Origin of the sequence: Trueperella sp. LYQ143, from assembly GCF_046599595.1 — a bacterium.
Lineage (GTDB): Bacteria > Actinomycetota > Actinomycetes > Actinomycetales > Actinomycetaceae > Trueperella.
Genome location: NZ_JBKIWR010000005.1, coordinates 50,176 through 67,121 on the forward strand (window position 1 = coordinate 50,176; position 16,946 = coordinate 67,121).

At 55.5% G+C, this 16,946-nt stretch carries 18 protein-coding genes; 11 read left to right on the plus strand and 7 right to left on the minus strand.

The window, feature by feature from the left end; genetic code table 11:
* Positions 1-80: 80 nt before the first annotated feature.
* The 6 genes from ACLHIL_RS03040 (at position 81) to ACLHIL_RS03065 (ending at position 5,200) form a co-directional block, all read left to right on the plus strand.
* A complete protein-coding gene (locus ACLHIL_RS03040) occupies positions 81-1,187 on the plus strand; it encodes a 1,4-dihydroxy-2-naphthoyl-CoA synthase (RefSeq protein ID WP_411296475.1) in 1,107 nt (368 codons plus the stop codon).
* Entirely contained in the window at positions 1,180-2,409 is a 1,230-nt protein-coding gene (locus tag ACLHIL_RS03045) for an AMP-binding protein (RefSeq protein WP_411296476.1), read from the plus strand. The genes ACLHIL_RS03040 and ACLHIL_RS03045 overlap by 8 nt, the downstream gene beginning before the upstream one ends.
* A 98-nt stretch (positions 2,410-2,507) precedes the next feature.
* A complete protein-coding gene (locus ACLHIL_RS03050; RefSeq protein ID WP_411296477.1) occupies positions 2,508-3,380 on the plus strand; it encodes a 1,4-dihydroxy-2-naphthoate polyprenyltransferase in 873 nt (290 codons plus the stop codon).
* A 51-nt stretch (positions 3,381-3,431) separates the two neighbouring features.
* Positions 3,432-3,872, plus strand: a complete 441-nt coding sequence (locus tag ACLHIL_RS03055; RefSeq protein WP_411296478.1) for a PLD nuclease N-terminal domain-containing protein — start codon at positions 3,432-3,434, stop codon at positions 3,870-3,872.
* A 667-nt stretch (positions 3,873-4,539) separates the two neighbouring features.
* Positions 4,540-4,854, plus strand: coding sequence for an ArsR/SmtB family transcription factor (locus ACLHIL_RS03060; protein WP_411296479.1), 315 nt, complete (start codon positions 4,540-4,542; stop codon positions 4,852-4,854).
* A 43-nt stretch (positions 4,855-4,897) separates the two neighbouring features.
* A complete protein-coding gene (locus ACLHIL_RS03065; protein WP_411296480.1) occupies positions 4,898-5,200 on the plus strand; it encodes a hypothetical protein in 303 nt (100 codons plus the stop codon).
* 229 nt (positions 5,201-5,429) lie between these two features.
* Here the strand turns inward: ACLHIL_RS03065 and ACLHIL_RS03070 are convergent, their stop codons facing one another.
* The 4 genes from ACLHIL_RS03070 to ACLHIL_RS03085 form a co-directional block, all read right to left on the minus strand.
* Positions 5,430-6,092, minus strand: a complete 663-nt coding sequence (locus ACLHIL_RS03070; RefSeq protein WP_411296481.1) for a histidine phosphatase family protein — start codon at positions 6,090-6,092, stop codon at positions 5,430-5,432.
* 3 nt (positions 6,093-6,095) lie between these two features.
* Positions 6,096-6,545 (minus strand): MarR family winged helix-turn-helix transcriptional regulator, encoded by a 450-nt coding sequence (locus tag ACLHIL_RS03075; RefSeq protein ID WP_411296482.1) that lies wholly within the window; start codon positions 6,543-6,545, stop codon positions 6,096-6,098.
* 523 nt (positions 6,546-7,068) lie between these two features.
* Complete coding sequence (locus ACLHIL_RS03080; RefSeq protein ID WP_005504750.1) at positions 7,069-7,167, minus strand: 30S ribosomal protein bS22; 99 nt, start codon at positions 7,165-7,167, stop codon at positions 7,069-7,071.
* Positions 7,168-7,281: 114 nt separating this feature from the next.
* Positions 7,282-7,497: a helix-turn-helix domain-containing protein gene (locus ACLHIL_RS03085; RefSeq protein ID WP_411296483.1), complete on the minus strand. Its 216-nt coding sequence runs from the start codon at positions 7,495-7,497 to the stop codon at positions 7,282-7,284.
* Positions 7,498-7,900: 403 nt separating this feature from the next.
* Between ACLHIL_RS03085 and ACLHIL_RS03090 the strand changes: the two genes are divergently transcribed.
* Genes ACLHIL_RS03090 through radA form a run of 3 tightly spaced genes read left to right on the plus strand, consistent with a single transcriptional unit; the run spans position 7,901 to position 11,348 of the window.
* Positions 7,901-9,274 carry a TrkH family potassium uptake protein gene (locus ACLHIL_RS03090; protein WP_411296484.1) on the plus strand — a complete coding sequence of 458 codons (1,374 nt, stop codon included), beginning with the start codon at positions 7,901-7,903 and terminating at the stop codon, positions 9,272-9,274.
* Positions 9,275-9,301: 27 nt separating this feature from the next.
* Positions 9,302-9,967 carry a potassium channel family protein gene (locus ACLHIL_RS03095; protein WP_411296485.1) on the plus strand — a complete coding sequence of 222 codons (666 nt, stop codon included), beginning with the start codon at positions 9,302-9,304 and terminating at the stop codon, positions 9,965-9,967.
* Between the two features lie 4 nt (positions 9,968-9,971).
* A complete protein-coding gene (radA, locus tag ACLHIL_RS03100; RefSeq protein WP_411296486.1) occupies positions 9,972-11,348 on the plus strand; it encodes a DNA repair protein RadA in 1,377 nt (458 codons plus the stop codon).
* Between the two features lie 246 nt (positions 11,349-11,594).
* On the opposite strand, the gene ACLHIL_RS03105 is transcribed toward radA, so the two are convergent.
* Entirely contained in the window at positions 11,595-13,136 is a 1,542-nt protein-coding gene (locus ACLHIL_RS03105) for a hypothetical protein (protein ID WP_411296487.1), read from the minus strand.
* A 10-nt stretch (positions 13,137-13,146) separates the two neighbouring features.
* Here ACLHIL_RS03105 and ACLHIL_RS03110 point away from each other — a divergent pair, with 10 nt between their 5' ends.
* On the plus strand, positions 13,147-14,325 hold the full coding sequence (locus ACLHIL_RS03110; RefSeq protein WP_411296488.1) for a hypothetical protein: 1,179 nt from the start codon (positions 13,147-13,149) through the stop codon (positions 14,323-14,325).
* 7 nt (positions 14,326-14,332) lie between these two features.
* Positions 14,333-14,743 (plus strand): hypothetical protein, encoded by a 411-nt coding sequence (locus ACLHIL_RS03115; protein WP_411296489.1) that lies wholly within the window; start codon positions 14,333-14,335, stop codon positions 14,741-14,743.
* A gap of 374 nt (positions 14,744-15,117) precedes the next feature.
* Here ACLHIL_RS03115 and ACLHIL_RS03120 read toward each other — a convergent pair whose 3' ends face one another.
* Together ACLHIL_RS03120 and ACLHIL_RS03125 are read right to left on the minus strand one after the other, a co-directional pair.
* Positions 15,118-15,630: an amino-acid N-acetyltransferase gene (locus ACLHIL_RS03120; protein WP_411296490.1), complete on the minus strand. Its 513-nt coding sequence runs from the start codon at positions 15,628-15,630 to the stop codon at positions 15,118-15,120.
* On the minus strand, positions 15,627-16,763 hold the full coding sequence (locus ACLHIL_RS03125; RefSeq protein ID WP_411296491.1) for a sugar-binding transcriptional regulator: 1,137 nt from the start codon (positions 16,761-16,763) through the stop codon (positions 15,627-15,629). Before ACLHIL_RS03125 ends, ACLHIL_RS03120 begins: the two co-directional genes overlap by 4 nt.
* Positions 16,764-16,946: the final 183 nt, after the last annotated feature.

Consider the following 16,946-nt stretch of genomic DNA (forward strand, 5'->3'; position numbering starts at 1 on the left):
ATTTCGTGAGCTTCACCTGAATGTTGCCTGAAAATGTTCGTCCCACAGCAAAACCCGTGCCGTCCTGGCACAATGACGCTATGAACGATCATGTCCATCCTCTACCTGAACCAGTATCCGACATCTTCGACCCGCGCAAATGGCGGTCAATTCCTGGTTTTCCCGACGGGGATATTACCTACCACCGCGGAGTAGAACGGCTATATGACGGCGATCGCTGCGTCCACGAGCGCGACCTGCCGTTAGTGCGCATCGCGTTTAATCGCCCGGAAGTGCGCAATGCTTTCCGACCTGAAACAGTTGACGCGCTATATCGAGCTATCGATCATGCGCGATTGAGTGGAGAAATTGGTGCCGTCATCCTCACCGGAAATGGTCCCTCACCGCGCGACGGCGGATGGGCGTTTTGTTCCGGAGGAGATCAGCGAATCCGAGGAAAAGACGGATACTGCTACGACAACGCGAGCACGCTATCGCCACAATCAGCACATACAGAGGCAGGCGTAGCCGCTCCCCATCCTGAGGCCGAAACATCACCTAATAGATCGTCTAATAGCACTAGCCCTCTTGCTGCTTGCCTACCGGAGAATGTATCGGCAGCGCATGCCGCTTTGCGCGCTGGTGCCGGTGGCGCAGGCCGACTCCATATTCTCGAAGTTCAACGGCTCATGCGCACCAGCGGGATGATTTTCATTGCCGCCGTCTCCGGTTGGGCCACAGGTGGCGGTCATTCCCTGAATGTCGTCTGCGATTTGTCCGTCGCTTCGCGGGAGCATGCACGCTTTATGCAGGTTGACGCCAATGTTGGCTCCTTTGATGCGGGCTACGGTTCGGCTCTGCTCGCCCGACAAGTAGGCGATAAACGTGCGCGCGAGATCTTTTTCCTGGCTCGCGAATACTCTGCTGAGCAGGCAGAACGTTGGGGCGTCATCAATGAAGCCGTCGCACACGCCCAGCTCGAAGAGGCGGCCTGTGAATATGCCCGTATTCTGGCCACGAAATCACCACAAGCCCTGCGCATGTTGAAATTCGCCTTCAATCTCGCCGATGACGGGCTAGCTGGTCAGCAGGTATTTGCTGGTGAAGCAACCCGACTGGCCTACATGACCGCCGAAGCTCAAGAGGGGCGGGATGCATTCTTGGAAAAGCGCGCTCCTCATTGGGAGGATTTCCCCTACTATGCCTGAACTTGAGATCATCTCCGGCGGAAGCGGGATAGCTGCATGTACTCGGGTTGAGGCTGCCGTACGTCGGGCGTTAACCCAGTATCTGGCCGGTGCAGAACCGGCCCCGTTGTGCCTGATCGCCCCGAATAACACCCCGGATGCTGTTCGCGAGGAAGTGCGTGCCTTAGGCTATCCACCGCATACGGGAGTCCTTATGCGCACCTCTGGTTCGACCAGTGGAACCGGAAAAATTGTGGCACTGAGTTGGGATTCGTTAATCGCCTCCGCGCACGCCACACATCAGGCGCTAGATGGACCACAGGTATGGGCCTGCGAGCTGCCCTATCATCACATCGCCGGATTCCAAACCATTGTGCGCACCGTGCTTGTAGATCTGAGCGGCGAACTGCAAACCCTTGATAACTCATCCGGCAAAAGCCCGTTATATGCTCGCGCATTGTCTTTGGCTAACCCCGAGGCGGTAGCCAATCAGATAGCGGATTTAACGAAGTTCTATCTCTCCGTTGTTCCCACCCAGCTAGCTCGAATCCTCGCCGATCCGCAGCTATGTGCCATGCTAAGTTCTGCTTGTTTTCTTGTCGGTGGCGCATTTACCCAGGAAACTCTGCTGGAGGCTGCGAAACAGCGCGGGCTGCAGATTCACACCTCGTATGGCATGACGGAGACGTGCGGCGGTTGCGTATATGACGGTCTGCCGATTGGCGATACAGCAATCCATATCGACGAAGCAGACGGACGGGTTCACCTGGCCTCATCTAGCGTCGCATTGGGATATTGTGGTGGGCACGATCCGCATGTGCTGGCGGATAGGAGCCCGCGGGTACATATCACTAATGACGTCGGCGTATTTGACGGCGAGTACCTGCGCATTTTAGGGCGGGCTGACGATGCCATTACCACTGGGGGATTAACCGTCCATCCACAGCTCATCGAATCCGCTATCACCCGCACTGGATGGACGAGCATTGTGGTCGGGGTACCGGACGAAACATGGGGAGAAGCTGTTGTGGCGGTTATTGACGATACTGACCGCCCGGCCCAGTCCTGCGATATTACCGTCATTCGCTCCTGGGTTAAATCGGAGTTGGGTATCGGCTGGTCACCACGCTATGTGCTCACATTGCACAGTCTTGCCACGCATTGGCCGATGACGGATTCCGGTAAAATCAATCGGCGTCACGTGCAGCAGCTCGCACAGGAGTATCTCGCCGCTCATATCTAACAATCGAGAAAGCATTTTTAGCGCCCGCTAGAACGATAAATGCTTTGCGTCTCTCTGACGGGTGCGAGCACGGCTACGTAGGCAAAGAAAGGAACACTATGGCAACCTTGACCGACTGGTGCGAAGGTGCCCGTATTCGGACACTGCCCGCTTCTGTTGCGCCGGTTATTTTAGGCACGGGCGCAGCCGGTAGCATCGGTGGTTTTCATGCAGGCAGAGCTATCCTCGCAGCCCTCGTCGCAATCTTCTTTCAAATCGGGGTCAACTTTGCCAATGATTATTCTGACGGGATTCGCGGGACAGATGAATTTCGCTCTGGCCCACCCCGTCTAACCGGCGGCGGGAAAGTACCGCCCCGCACCGTAAAGCTACTCGCTTTTGCCCATTTTGCTGCTGCCTGTATATGTGGCCTGCTCTTGGTGATGTGGTCCGGGCAATATTGGCTACTTGCCCTTGGGGCGGGAGCTGTTGCTGCTGCCTGGTTCTACACTGGAGGCACACATCCGTATGGCTATATTGGTTTAGGAGAACTCTTCGTGATGGTGTTCTTCGGCTATGTCGCCACCGTCGGAACAACCTACACGCAAAGCTCTCATGCGCCGTGGACTGCATGGGTCGGGGCAACCGGAGTGGGGTTAATTGCCTGTGCCCTGCTTATGATTAACAATATTCGCGATATTCCCACCGATATTCAGGCTGGAAAACGAACTTTAGCTGTTCGCCTCGGGGATCAGTGGGCGCGCTATAGCTGGTGCGGTCTCATGCTTGTGGCGCTGATCTGTGGCTGCGGTATTGCTGTGCGCTATCCAGTGGGATGGGTAGTCATAATCGTTATGGCGTGGAGCGGGGTACTTGCTCGGCGCTATGTATTAGCTGGCGCCCGTGGGCGTGATCTCATCGTCGTGCTGCGCGATACCGGGCTCATCGAATTAGGCTATGCCCTCACCCTGGCTGTTGCGCTCCTAGTGTAGCTGTATGAGACTTAACTTAAGAAAAACACAGTTGTCAATTAGGCTAGAGACGTGGGACGAATACTACCGATTATTTTTCTGATAGCGCTGGTTATCTATGCCGTTATGGATTGCGTGCGCACACCAGTAATGCCGGCCCGTATCTCTAAACTTGCCTGGCTTCTTCTGATTATTCTCGTCCCCGGGATAGGTGCGCTGATCTGGCTGTACTTTAAGTACCAAAATGTGTTCAACTCGGGTTATCGCTCTGTCGGATTTGGGCGGCCTGCTGCTCCGAGTGGTCCTGTCGCTCCAGATGACGATCCGGAGTTTCTTGCCCGTCTTGAAGCCCGCAATCGCCGTAAGGCATACGAGCAGCGGCTACGCGAGGAAGAATCGGAGAACGCCGACGAGGCACCTGCTTCTCCCCCAGATTCCTCTGCGCCTAGACCGTCTCAACCGCCGCGGCGTACCGACGAGGATGACGATTCTCCAGGGTTATATCGCAGGTAGAGCTCATTGATCCGTACGAGGAATCCTTAGATACCCTCTAAAGTTGACTGCGACTCGGTGTGGCGGCGGGTCAGTATGTGCCGCTAGCGGGCAGCCGTAGCCAGCATTCCCGATATGCAACTACTGTCGAGTGGCACAAAAACCACTATTGTGCAGGTAGTTCTGTTGAACGGGAAACCAGTGTTGAATGGGTAGCAACTGCTAACCAGGTAACCGTCGTTGGCGGGAACGTATTGGGGTAGATTGCCGTATGGGCGCTAACCAGCCGCTATCTCCTTTCGCGGGCACGCAACTAGCACCGAGTTTTGATACGTCGTTCTACTATTTACGCTATTGCGTTCTGAGCAGCTATATGAGCCTGCTAGCCGTACTACTTGCCGGAGGGTATCGGCAGATACTCGGTGGCACTCACGGAGTAAATCACCTTATTTGGCTTGTAGCTCAGGTTTGCCTGACGTGCTCTCGCGACACCTATTAGCACTGCCGGTTACGAGGCAGATATGTGACAACCCTTTTATTTACTGGCCGCTAGCTCTTCATTTCAGGTTCCTTATTTTCGATCCTCGTTCGCCTTTCTTCGTATTTCTGCCCGCAAATCTTTAAACATCCAATCGTTTTCATCTCATATACACTTGACCAATACATTCATTTATGCTTATATATTTATATGAGCATAAATCGTTGGGAACAAGCCGCGGAGATTTTCTCCGTGCTCGGCAATGCACACCGCTTAGCCATCCTCGAAACACTCGCTCACTCCCCTGCGCGAGTCGGCGATCTGGTAGATCAACTAGCCTTGAGCCAGCCCGCCGTTTCGCAACACCTGCGCGTCTTACGAGCTGCACAATTAGTTGATTTTGAGCGGCACGGGCGCGAAATAATCTACCGACTACGCGATCAACACGTCGCACATATCGTCGGCGATGCTCTCAAGCACGTTGCCGAAGAGCCGCACGCCCACTCAGCTAACACCGACGATTAACCGCACCCTCCACATAATCAATGTCTAACCACAAGGAGTAATCATGACCGATAAGCATACTGTCGCAGAAGATCACGGCGACCATCATCACGCTAAGGATTGCGGCCATCCCGCAATTGAACGCGCCGATCACGTCGATTATTTACACGATGGTCATCTACACCACGAACATGGCGACCACTACGATGAGCACACCACCTCAGAGCACCGCGAAAGCGAAGATCACGGCGGTCACACCCACGCACCACAGTGCGGGCATGAAGCCGTGGAACACGATGGGCACATTGACTACCTCCACGATGGTCATCTGCACCACGAACACGGCGACCACTACGACGAGCACTGAGAGTAAACCGCAGTAGGTATATACGCAGAAAACATACATGTGGCTGGGGTGGGATCGGATTGACCCGATCCCACCCCAGCCACATGACTATCGAAAGACTATCTCTCCAATGCGTCAGCTAGCCGAGGCAAGACCACTACACTTCTCCTGCTCTCAGATCACAAAACCTCTACGTAGCTCTTCCGAGTAGCCCTACACCAATACCAGCACGCCAACACCATCGCCCGCTTCAGGCGTGTGCCGCTGCCTGCGAGGTTCCCGGAACCATATCTGCCGCCTGCGTCAGCAGTTCCCCTACGGGCTCCCAATAATCCAAAGCCAACAGTTGCTTATCTGCGAAGGTCAACGACGTAACCGACGCCAAAGAGCACTCTCGTTTACGCGGGTCGTGAGCAAAAGGCTTACGCTCAATAAAACGTCGCATAGTCCAAATCGGTAACTGATGCGAGACTAACACCGCTTCACCACCGCGAGCCTGTTCAAGCGCTTCGGCAATCGCCGCAGACATCCGCGCCACAACCTCAACGTACGGTTCCCCCCATGATGGAGTCAGCGGATTGAGATACCACGACCAATATCGCGGATGAGCCAACACCCAGCGGTTTTTATTGACGGGAACTCCCTCGAATTTATTATCCGCCTCAATCAGGCGCACATCTTGCCCGACGGGGAGCCCAAACGCCTGGGCCGTTGGCGTTGCCGTTTCCACTGCGCGCTCTAGCGGCGAGGCGAGGACTAAACGAATATCATGCGAGGCAAAGGCCTGCCCTAAACCGTCAGCCATACGCCGCCCAAGCTCGGACAGATGGTAGCCAGGGCGCCGCCCATAAAGCACCGCCTCCGGGTTATGGACCTCTCCATGCCGGACGAGATGTATTGTCGTTATCTCCATGAACTACTTTTCTTCTTTTTCAATCAGCTTGCCGAAGATCTCTCCCAACGTTGCAAACTCCTCGCTAGTGAGATGATCGAGGAGATGCTGACGAACAGATTCCACATGCCCCGGAGCAGCGCGCACTAACGTACGGTACCCCTCCTGAGTGAGCTGACATACGATTCCCCGACGATCCTCGCTACACGGATGCCTGCGCACTAAGCCCCGATCTTCCATACGCTTGATCGCGTGCGTTAACCGCGAGCGCGAATGGACTAAATCTCGTGCCAAGCAGGACATCCGCAATTGAAAATCAGGAGATTCCGATAGACGCACAAGTACTTCGTATTCGTTGATCGACAAATCAGACTGATTTAGGAGATCCTGGTTCACGCCTTCAAGCACGAGAGCGTATCCGCGGAGAAACCGCCGCCACGATAGCTGCTCTTCGTCGCTGAGCCAATTAACCACTTTCTCTCATCCTTCCCCTCTGAGATACTCTCCAGTATAAGACGTCTGACAAAAAACGCGAGAGGCTGTGTTCCCCTGCGCTACGGTGTTTCCCGATGTTACCGCGCTTTTCCGACAACTTTTGCGACACATATAGGGAGAAATGTCCCCAGTCAGGGGACGGCAGACGTGACACGCGCACCTCAAGCGATCGAGAATTTGAGAACGCAACAAGCCATAGCTACGCACGCCTTTGCGATAGCTTACTCGTCAGTCTCCATTCAAAGATTCTTCGTCAAATTATCCACACATCTCAGTAATCTCATCTCACCACTTATCGTAGATTCACCCACAGAATATGCAGCTCTCCACGTCGGTGGACATCTCACAACGAGACGCATACCGCCACAGCTCTACGCAGCCTCCATTACCGGCCTGAAGTCTGCCTCACTCTATGAACACACAAACCCATAGCCGCATTAACGCGCAGTAAAACAATGAACCGGCTTCCCAAAGGAAACCGGTTCTTACACGCCTACCGCAATTACTTCTTATTGCGGCGCTGGTGACGCGTCTTACGAAGCAGCTTACGATGCTTCTTCTTCGACATACGCTTGCGGCGCTTCTTGATTACCGAACCCATAAGGTGGCCTCCGATGCTTGTGATGTTCGTCGTGTTATCACGCGATTGAACGAGAAAGATCCTACCGCACCTAAGCAGTGAATCAACAAGCCAATTGGTGAAACGTTAGGAATACTACGCTTCTGCGATCCCCAACTGGATATCCATATCGGCCTGCGCGAGAAGCTGTTCTACAGCCGATCGTGGAACGCGATAGGAATTACTAATACGCACTGCTGGCAGCTCGCCCGAATGGACCATCCGGTAAACCGTCATGCGCGAAACGCGCGTTAATTCAGCAACCTCAGCGACAGTGAAAAATCGCGGTGCTGATGGGGGAAGCTGCGCCATGCTCGTCCTCGTTTCCCGTATGGGGTATCCATGCTGCTATGCAACACGGCGTGTGCGTGATATCGAATCACACCTTACCCGATTTCCTCACAAACAACATCAGAAACAAGAGAATTTTTGACGAATACCCCTCGTTGTTTCAGTCACTATCGCGCTAGCCACATACCCATTTGGCGATAAACAGCGCCGCATCGCAGTAAGCCCGTACACACTGGGTATTACTTGTCGTTCAGCCCGCAAACAGGCATTACTCACTTCGGCTAAGAACGTCCAATATGCCACAACGCTAACTCTCTTCTTCGTTTTGGGCTACGCTTGTCAGTGCTTTGTCTCATCTATGAGTCACAGTACGACGTGAATATTTTACTGCCACGCCGCACGTCTGAGGCACCTGAGGAGGTGAATGATGACCAGTGAACTGCCCGTCGCCCCTACCGGATCGCGAATACGCGACAAGATCGACCACTTTGCTCGTAACTATCCGGCCCGATTGGCGCTGATCGTCTTTGCCCTCATCATTTTGATCATCAGCTCACTACTCTGCCTACCCATCGCCACCACCGACGCTCCCCCAGCACATATCGTTGAGGCACTATTCACGGCAACATCCGCCGTATGCGTGACGGGGCACAGCATCGTTGACACCGCAACATACTGGTCACCATTCGGGCAGACAGCCATTGCCGTCGGTATCCAAATCGGCGGGCTCGGCGTGATGACCCTGGCCTCCCTGATCGGACTCGCCATATCTCGCCATATCGGGCTGACACAACGCATCTTGGCAGCGAATGAAACCGGATCACGCCTCGGAGAAGTCGGCGGTCTGCTCAAAGTCGTCATTATTACCTCTATGAGCGCAGAAACCCTGATCGCGCTCGCCCTCCTTCCATCTTTTATGGACCGCGAAGGATCCTTCCTCAAAGGGCTATTCCACGCCGTTTTCACCTCTATCTCCTCGTTCAACAATGCCGGATTCATTATCGAACCCAACTTAGGATTCGCAGTAGGTAACTGGGCTATCTGCGTGCCTATCATGATGGGCACAATTTGCGGCGGCTTGGGTTTCCCCGTCATGCTCAACATCGCCCAAAATCCTCGTTCGCCGCGCCGTTGGACGATCCATACCAAACTCACCGTCACCACCTACGCCCTGGTGTGGATCACTGCCGTAGTGATGATTGGCGCTCAAGAATGGAACGGAGCATTCCGCGACCTCACCCTCAACCAACACATCCTGGCAACGCTCTTCCACGCCACAACCGTCCGTTCAACCGGAATCAGTAGCGTCGATATTGCCTCGATGTCCCAAGGGACTTGGCTGACGATGGACGCACTCATGTTCATCGGCTCAGGTTCCGCATCGACGGGTGGGGGTATCAAAGTCTCAACCTTTGCTGTGCTCGTCCTAGCAATTTTGGCCGAAGCCCGCGGCGATCGAGATACTGAAGTCTTTGGCAAGCGCCTTCCCCCAGATGTCATTCGGCTCGCTATTTCTGCGGCATTCCTCGGCGCTTTCGTTGTTGGCGTCGCCTCACTGGCGATTTTGCAGATCTCTGGCGAACCACTCGGCCAAGTCCTATTCGACACCGTCTCTGCGTTCGCAACGTGCGGATTATCCACAGGGCTAGCGCAAAACCTGCCCACTGCTGGCAAACTTGTTCTCATCGTCGTGATGTACCTTGGTCGAGTCGGTACGATGACTTTTGCCGGTGCGCTCGCATTGCGTTCGCGCCGACGCGTCATCCGCCTTCCGGAAGATCGCCCCATCATCGGCTAAGCACGCCCGCTTTAATCAGGAGGAGTTATGGCTGACAGCCTCACTAATGCCGCTCTCGTTATCGGCTTAGGACGATTCGGCTCAGCGATCACCGTCACCTTAGACCGTCTCGGTAAAGACGTTCTCGCGGTGGAAGCGAACGCAGATCGTGCCCAACAGTGGTCACATCGTTTTCGGGTTGTGGAAGCCGACGCTCGCAGTGCCGAAGCCCTCCACCAACTCGGCGCAGAAGATTTCGATGTGGCCGTCGTCGGAGTAGGAAACCTCGAAGCCTCCGTGCTCATTACTGCAAACCTCGTCGATCTAGGAATCCGTGATATTTGGGCAAAAGCCACCTCTCGCGAACATGGCACTATCCTCAAGCGCATCGGGGCTACCCACGTCATCTATCCCGAATATGACGCCGGGCAACGAGTGGCGCATATGCTCTCTGGGCGGATGCTTGACTACATCGAAATGGAAGATCAATTCACGATCGTCAAGATGATTCCCCCGCGCGATCTTATCGGCTTCACTATCGCCCAATCCCGAGTACGCGAGCGCTTCGGCGTGACGATTATTGGGGTGAAATCCCCTGGTCAGCCCTTTGAATACGCCAACTCTGAGACGAAGATCGGTCAGGGAGATACTCTGATCGTCTCCGGTGACTCCGCGCTCCTGGAGGAATTCGCGAACCGAAACGTCCGAAAGTAGCTCAATGGCAAAAACAGCGAAAGCGAGCTACCTGTGCAGCGATTGTGGGTGGACTACGACAAAATGGGTTGGTCGCTGCTCGCAGTGCCACGCTTGGGGCACGATTGACGAAATATCTACCCCTGCAGATACCCGATTGACACCCCTGGCTCCCCGCAGTCCGGCCCAACCGATTACTGACGTCTCCAGCCAAGCCTCCGTTAAGACTCCCACTGGTGTTGATGAGCTAGATCGCGTTCTCGGCGGTGGGATCGTCCCGGGTGTCGTCATTTTGCTTGCCGGTGAGCCAGGCGTTGGAAAATCAACGCTGGTATTAGACGTTGCCGCTCGCGCTGCCGCACAGGCTCATCGCGCCGGATTACCTCCCGTGCTCTACGTCAGCGGCGAAGAATCCGCCTCACAGGTACGCTCCCGAGCTGAACGAATCAATGCCCTGCACGAACATCTGCTGTTGACCTCCGAAGCTGATCTGGCAAAAATTCTCGGGCATATCACCCAGTCGCGCCCATCACTGTTAATCGTTGATTCCGTCCAAACAATTCTCGATCCGCATACTGACGGGGCTAGCGGCGGTGTCGCTCAAGTCCGAGCAGTAACCTCAGCACTGGTCAACACCGCAAAAACCCTTGATCTGCCGATTATTCTCATCGGTCACGTCACCAAAGATGGATCTATCGCCGGGCCTCGGGTACTAGAACATCTCGTCGATGTCGTATGCCATTTCGAAGGCGAACGCCATTCCCGATTGCGCCTTGTTCGGGCAGTAAAAAATCGGTATGGGGCAACCGACGAAGTTGGCTGTTTCGAACTTGTCGATTCCGGAATCCACGGGCTACCAGACCCCTCCGGATTATTTCTATCGGAGCGAAACTTGAGCGTTCCGGGCACATGCGTGACGATTACCCTCGAAGGGCGCCGCCCTATGCCCGTGGAGGTGCAAGCCCTGTGCGTAAGCGCTGCCGGGCCACCGCGTCGCACCACCACAGGCGTCGATAGCCCGCGTGTGGCGATGATGTTAGCCGTCTTGCAATCTCGCCTCGGAATCGCTGTTGAACGTCAGGATATTTTCGTCTCCACAATCGGTGGCGCACGCGCCAGCGAACCCGCTACCGATCTGGCTATCGCCCTCGCTTTGGCGTCATCTGCCGCTGATCTTCCCCTCGCCCCTGGAGTCATCGCATTAGGGGAGGTATCACTGACGGGAGAGCTTCGCCCCATCACCGGCTTATCGCGACGTATCGGGGAGGCAGCCCGCCTGGGATTTACCACCGCTATCGTCCCTGCTCACTGCGAGATTGACGAGCACGCTGCCGGCATACGGGTGATACCGGCCCGCGATGTAGCACAGGCCGTGCGCGCTGTACTCCCCGTGGATAACTAAGGGTATAGCGGTAAGAAAAAAAGGTATCGCTATCTCTTTTGGAGGCAGAGATAGCCCAAAATACGCCAATATGAGATGGCACCGTCATTTCTCGTGCCTTGAAAAACAGAGCGGGCTTGAGAAGAACTGAGCAGGTAAGCGTACAACCCGCTATCAACTACCTGCTATCAGGTAACCAAACATTCTGTGCCAATTCGCTGATCAGATTTTTCTATCTGGATTACGTGGAATCTTTAGTTCTAAAATTTATCCAGACGGCTGAGCGTTCGGATCGCTGACCGGCGGCACAGTTGCCGGTTGACCATTTCCTGATTGTTCACCTGCCGGCTGCCCATTTTCTGGCGAAGTAGGTGTTGACTGCCCATCGGTGGACGGCGCATGTGCCGGCTGGTTAGCCTCATTTTGCTGGCTATTAGGCTGACTTCCCTCCGACTGACCATTTCCCGCCTGGTTGCCGTTTTGCCCGCTGGCTGCTTCTGGTGCGGTCTGACCGTTAGAAACCCCGTTAGCTCCAGTTGCCGTCAGCTCAAAAATATCTGGCTGGGATAACACCGACTCACCCGATAAAGCTACCGTGGCCACATACATACCCGGTTGTGCCATTGCTGTACCGGCACAGCCAGCGCCCGATGCGCGCCCATCCCAGGTTAAAGTCTGCGTCGTAGCCAGTTGCGTATCGAGAAGTAAGGTCTTATCCGCAAGCGCGGCTGAACATTGAACACTGTCATAAACTAATTGACCACCCGAAGTGATCTGCAGAGAAAGGTGGCTAGCATTGAAGTAACACGGCTGCATCCCATTATTTGCCAAGGTCACTGCGAACTGGACTGGATGGCCCGCACCTGTTGTTGAACGGTCTACCGATACGTTCAGGGAGTGCGGAGTACACACAATAGCTTCGTATTTTGCAACCTCACTAATCGGCTGAGTGTGGCGGTCAATCTTATGCATGGCATAAAACATGACGAGCAAGAGGCTAATAATAGCTACCGCAGCCGACAAAATAACTTTGCGGAACCGACGCCACCAGGTAAACCGAGGGCGTGCGGGGGCTGCTGCCTTTGCCGAGTACCGCCGCGGGTGCCGAGTACCGCCGCCTGGCATCCCACGCCCCGCCCCAGAACGACGGACTGGGTGCGGCACTGTTGAACGCCCTGAGCGCCCGTTCTCAACCGTTCGCGCGGAGGCTGTGCGCGAAGGGCGCGGATTTCCGTCTCGGCGTACCGCGGCGGATCTTCCGCCAGAGCTGCCGTGCGGCTGCGCGGCATCATTCTTGCGGCGCGTCTTGCGGCGCGGCGCGCTCTCCTGCATAACAATCGGTTCAATGCGCGCCCGCTTGGAGCGGTTGCTTTTCGCAGCACCACGCGGCGAGGACGCCGATTGCGCACCGGATTGTGCCTGACGGCGGGATTGGCTTCCTGCCTCCTCACGCCGCGACTGCCCACGTGATGACGCGCTACGACGCACCGGAACGCCGGACGAATCTCCTGCGCGCTGGCCTGGGTTCAGCCCACGATTTTTCTTATGCCGTTGACCGCTTGCGCGCGAAGCAGATCCCAACATGGGCGACGTCGCGGATGCTTCTCCCGCATCACCAAGCCGACGGGCACGCACTCGCCGCGCCCGAGCATCCGTCTCACGAGCTGAGCGCGGAGGTTGAGATCTGTCTTTCACGCCTTTAACCGTATCGAGATTTTCCTCAAAACAGGACAACCCACGCCGCAACCTGAGTTTTCTTGCGGCGATCTTTCCCATCACAAATAGGCAGAGCACAATTTTGTGTGGCATAGTGGCGGCTGTGCCTCCACATCCCAATCAGGTCTATCCGCTATTGAAACAGTGGTATCGCGATAACGCACGCGATCTCCCGTGGCGTCATACTCGCGACCCGTGGGCGATTTTGGTTTGTGAAGTCATGAGCCAACAAACACCAGTACGCAGGGTTGAGCCGACCTGGCGCGTATGGTTAGAACGCTGGCCGCAACCCGCCGATCTTGCCCAGGCTTCACCAGCAGATATTTTGCGGGTGTGGGATCGAATGGGCTATCCACGTCGGGCATTACAACTCCATGCCTGCGCTATCCGTATTTGCCAGGAGCACGACGGGAGAGTCCCCTCAGAAGAAGCCGCGCTATTAGCGCTTCCGGGCATTGGGCCTTATACCGCCGCAGCTATTCGCGCCTTTGCTTTCCACGAACACTCCATCGTCGTTGATACCAATATCCGACGAGTTCTCGCCCGCTGGCACGGCATGGCCTCCCCGACGCGCACAGGGCGCATCGAAACCGAATATGCCAGCCGGTACGTCCCTGCTGAGGATACCTATCCATCCCCTGCTGGAGATATGCGCCAAAGGCACTCCGACACTACTTACCAGGTTTACCCTGCGGGCACTTATCAGGCGAGCACCGATATTGCGTGCCATATTCACCCCGATAGCGCGTGCCTCACGACTACCGGCACTCACAACCAGCTCCCCGCCAATGAGAGCCAGCAGGCGATCTCCGGCGGCATCCGCCACACGATCACCGACGACGACCACCCAGCACCCAGTGCCAACACGCCTTCACAGACCGCCAATACTAACAGCGAAACAATCAGCACTGATACCGAGTGCGGGATCACCGCCTGGGAATGGAATGCCGCGATTATGGAATTTGGGGCACTGATATGTACCGCTCGCAACCCGCTATGCGATCATTGCCCAGTGCGTTCCACCTGCGATTGGGCGCGCTCGGGATTTCCTGACGCCCCACACGATAGCCCTCAACGTTCTGCCGCATGGGAAGGCACAAACCGGCAAGCACGCGGGGTAATCATGGCGTATCTACGCGAACATAGCGGCACGTACCAACAGCTCCTCGACCACTGCAATATTGAGGAATCGCGTATCGAACGGGCATTAGCTCAGCTCCTCGCTGATGGGTTAGCCGCCCAAAGTGGGGAGATCTATCACCTCCCCGGCCTCACCGTATAATGAGGGCATGGTCGCTCCCGTAAAACTTGCTCATTTTGGCTTGATATTAACGATCTGTGCCGCACTAACCGCTGTAATCGGTAGCTTTATGACGATCAGCCAGCCCTATGTACCCCTGCAGATTCTGATCGCCTCCGTATTAACTGCTATCTCACTGATCATCCTGGTGAGCGCCGGAACACTGATAGCTTTATCTCGACGTAACGACGTGCAACGCACCTGGCCAACCGCAATCTCAGTATTGCGCTGGTGGGCTCCGGTAGGCATTACGCTGTGCGTGGCCGGAGGGATTATCGGCGCTGTCGCGATACGTTTGGACGTGACGGTCCTCGTCATTGGGCTTCTTGCCGCGCAAAATATCATCGTCACGCAGCTCCTGGGCCGCGAGCTATTACGCGACATGCCGCGTCTGCGATAGCCGTATGCCTATCGCTGCCATTAATGGGCGGGCATGTGTTCCCTGTTCGGATACCGACGTTAGAGGCACCCAGCTAGCCCTACATATATCCGATGCCGCATTGAAAGGGAGCTAATATTTCGTTTCTCCGCTATTTACTGCTCTCCCGTCTCTCACCGCCTAGATCGTAGATATTGCTTCACATATCCGCTGATTTTCTACAGCTCCTTTTGACGCCGGTATTGAGTTTGCTACCAGCCATTTGCTTCTGCTAGCGGCACTATGCGTCGCACTCTCTATTAGCGCAATAACCAAAACAGACACAGCACACTACCCCTGAGAGGAATCTTCTGGCGAATACTGCATGCCGACGTGCCATCATACTGCCGGCGCCATCACAGTGCCGGATCAGGCACATCCAGTTCTTTTAACATCCGATAATTCCCTAAGGTATTGGGCTTAACTCGAGCCAGCTCCAAAAATTCTGCAGTTCCATCGTCATGCGAGCGCAGCATCTCCTGATAGACGTCTACCCCCACTGGAGTTCCAGAAATCTGATGGAATCCGGCACGCTCGAAGAAATCCACCTCGAATGTTAAACAGAAGAGCCGACGCACACCTAGCTCCCTGGCCCGCTGCTCTAAATGACGCACCAGCGCCCGCCCAATACCTTTCCCTAAGTATTGCGGGCGGATTGCCAAGGTACGGATTTCCGCAATATCTTCCCAAAAAACATGCACTGCTCCGCAACCAATAATCTCCCCGTCACACTCTGCAACCGAGAACTCCTGGACGTCCTCAAAATAGTCGATAAGTTCTTTCGCGATGAGGATTCGTCGGCTCGCATACGGCCGCACAAGATCTGCAATCGCCCGCACATCGCGAGCTGTTGCCTGCCGAATAATCATGGTTTTCCCTTCTGCGCGCCGGTATCCCTTCCCGCATATCCGCCCGTATGCGTTCTAGCTGCTACATCGGCACGCATTCCCACATATCCGCCACCAGCATGTGCTCGAGCTTCCGCGTCGGCACGTGCCCCAATAGGGATGGCGGTATGCACTCCACTATGTACGCCACCGTGTACGCCACATACCAGTTCATATATCCGCTGCGCCAGATCCTCATCAAGCACTAGATCCGTCATAACCCCACTACGTAAGGCCGCAAGCGTCGCCTCAGCTTTCTCCACCCCACAAACCACACCAATACGGCGCGCGATAGCTTGTAACTCATCCGGGCGTGGGCCAGAAGCCCGATCATTCATCTCAAGATCGTCCCAGGTGCCGTCACGACGCAACAGCACAGTACACACATCGCCGACCACCCCATTCGCTTTCAACTGGGCAATCTCCTCATCCAATAAATACCCGCCGGAATACAGCAATGACGGGTGCTCTAACGTCAGTGCGCCAATCCCAAAAACAGCAATATCTGCGTTAAGCGCCACTGCTCGAACCGCTTGAATAGAGCGTTCCCGCCACAGTGCCCGTCGGGTATGCGCATCATCAAAAAAGGCTGGCACAGAAAAATGAAGTACCGTTGAACCGAATGCACGCCCGAAAGCCTCCATCAGCGATCCGGCAAAGGGCACACTCGCCGTTGAGGCATTGGCTGCCCCGTTGAGTTGCACCACCACAGATCCGCGAACTGGGCGGGCATTGAGATGGTCTATCACCGCCGCCATCGTATTGCCCCAGGTCACTGCGATAACCGTATGCGGCTCCATGAGATGTGAAATCATTTTTCCGGTTTCTCGCGCCACCGCAGTCAACCGCCGCGCATAGGAGGCCTGCACCGGAACGGGAACAATATGAGCACGCACGCCAAAATTCTGCGCGAGCCAGCGGGGCAAAACCCCTAGCTGGTCGTGAGGCTGCTGGACCACAATATGTACCATGCCTTCGCTACGCGCCTGGGCAATCAACCGAGACACTGTTGAGCGCGATACCCGTAGCCGCCGAGCAATAGTCTCCATCGTTTCCCCGTGGACGAAGTGCATGACCGCCGCTTCGTAAGCCGCTGCCGACCTATCCTCGCCCATACGTGCCTCCCGTTCGCGTAGATAGCGGGTGCGTTCCGGTTCTGGGCAGGATATTGCCCAAAATCCTCATGCTCCCCGCTCGTCATCCGCCTACCGCCACCCAACAGCGATAGTTATCTTTGAACCTAGTCTCAGTGTATCGGGCTAAATCCCAAAAATGCCCTCACTCTGCCACACCGCGCC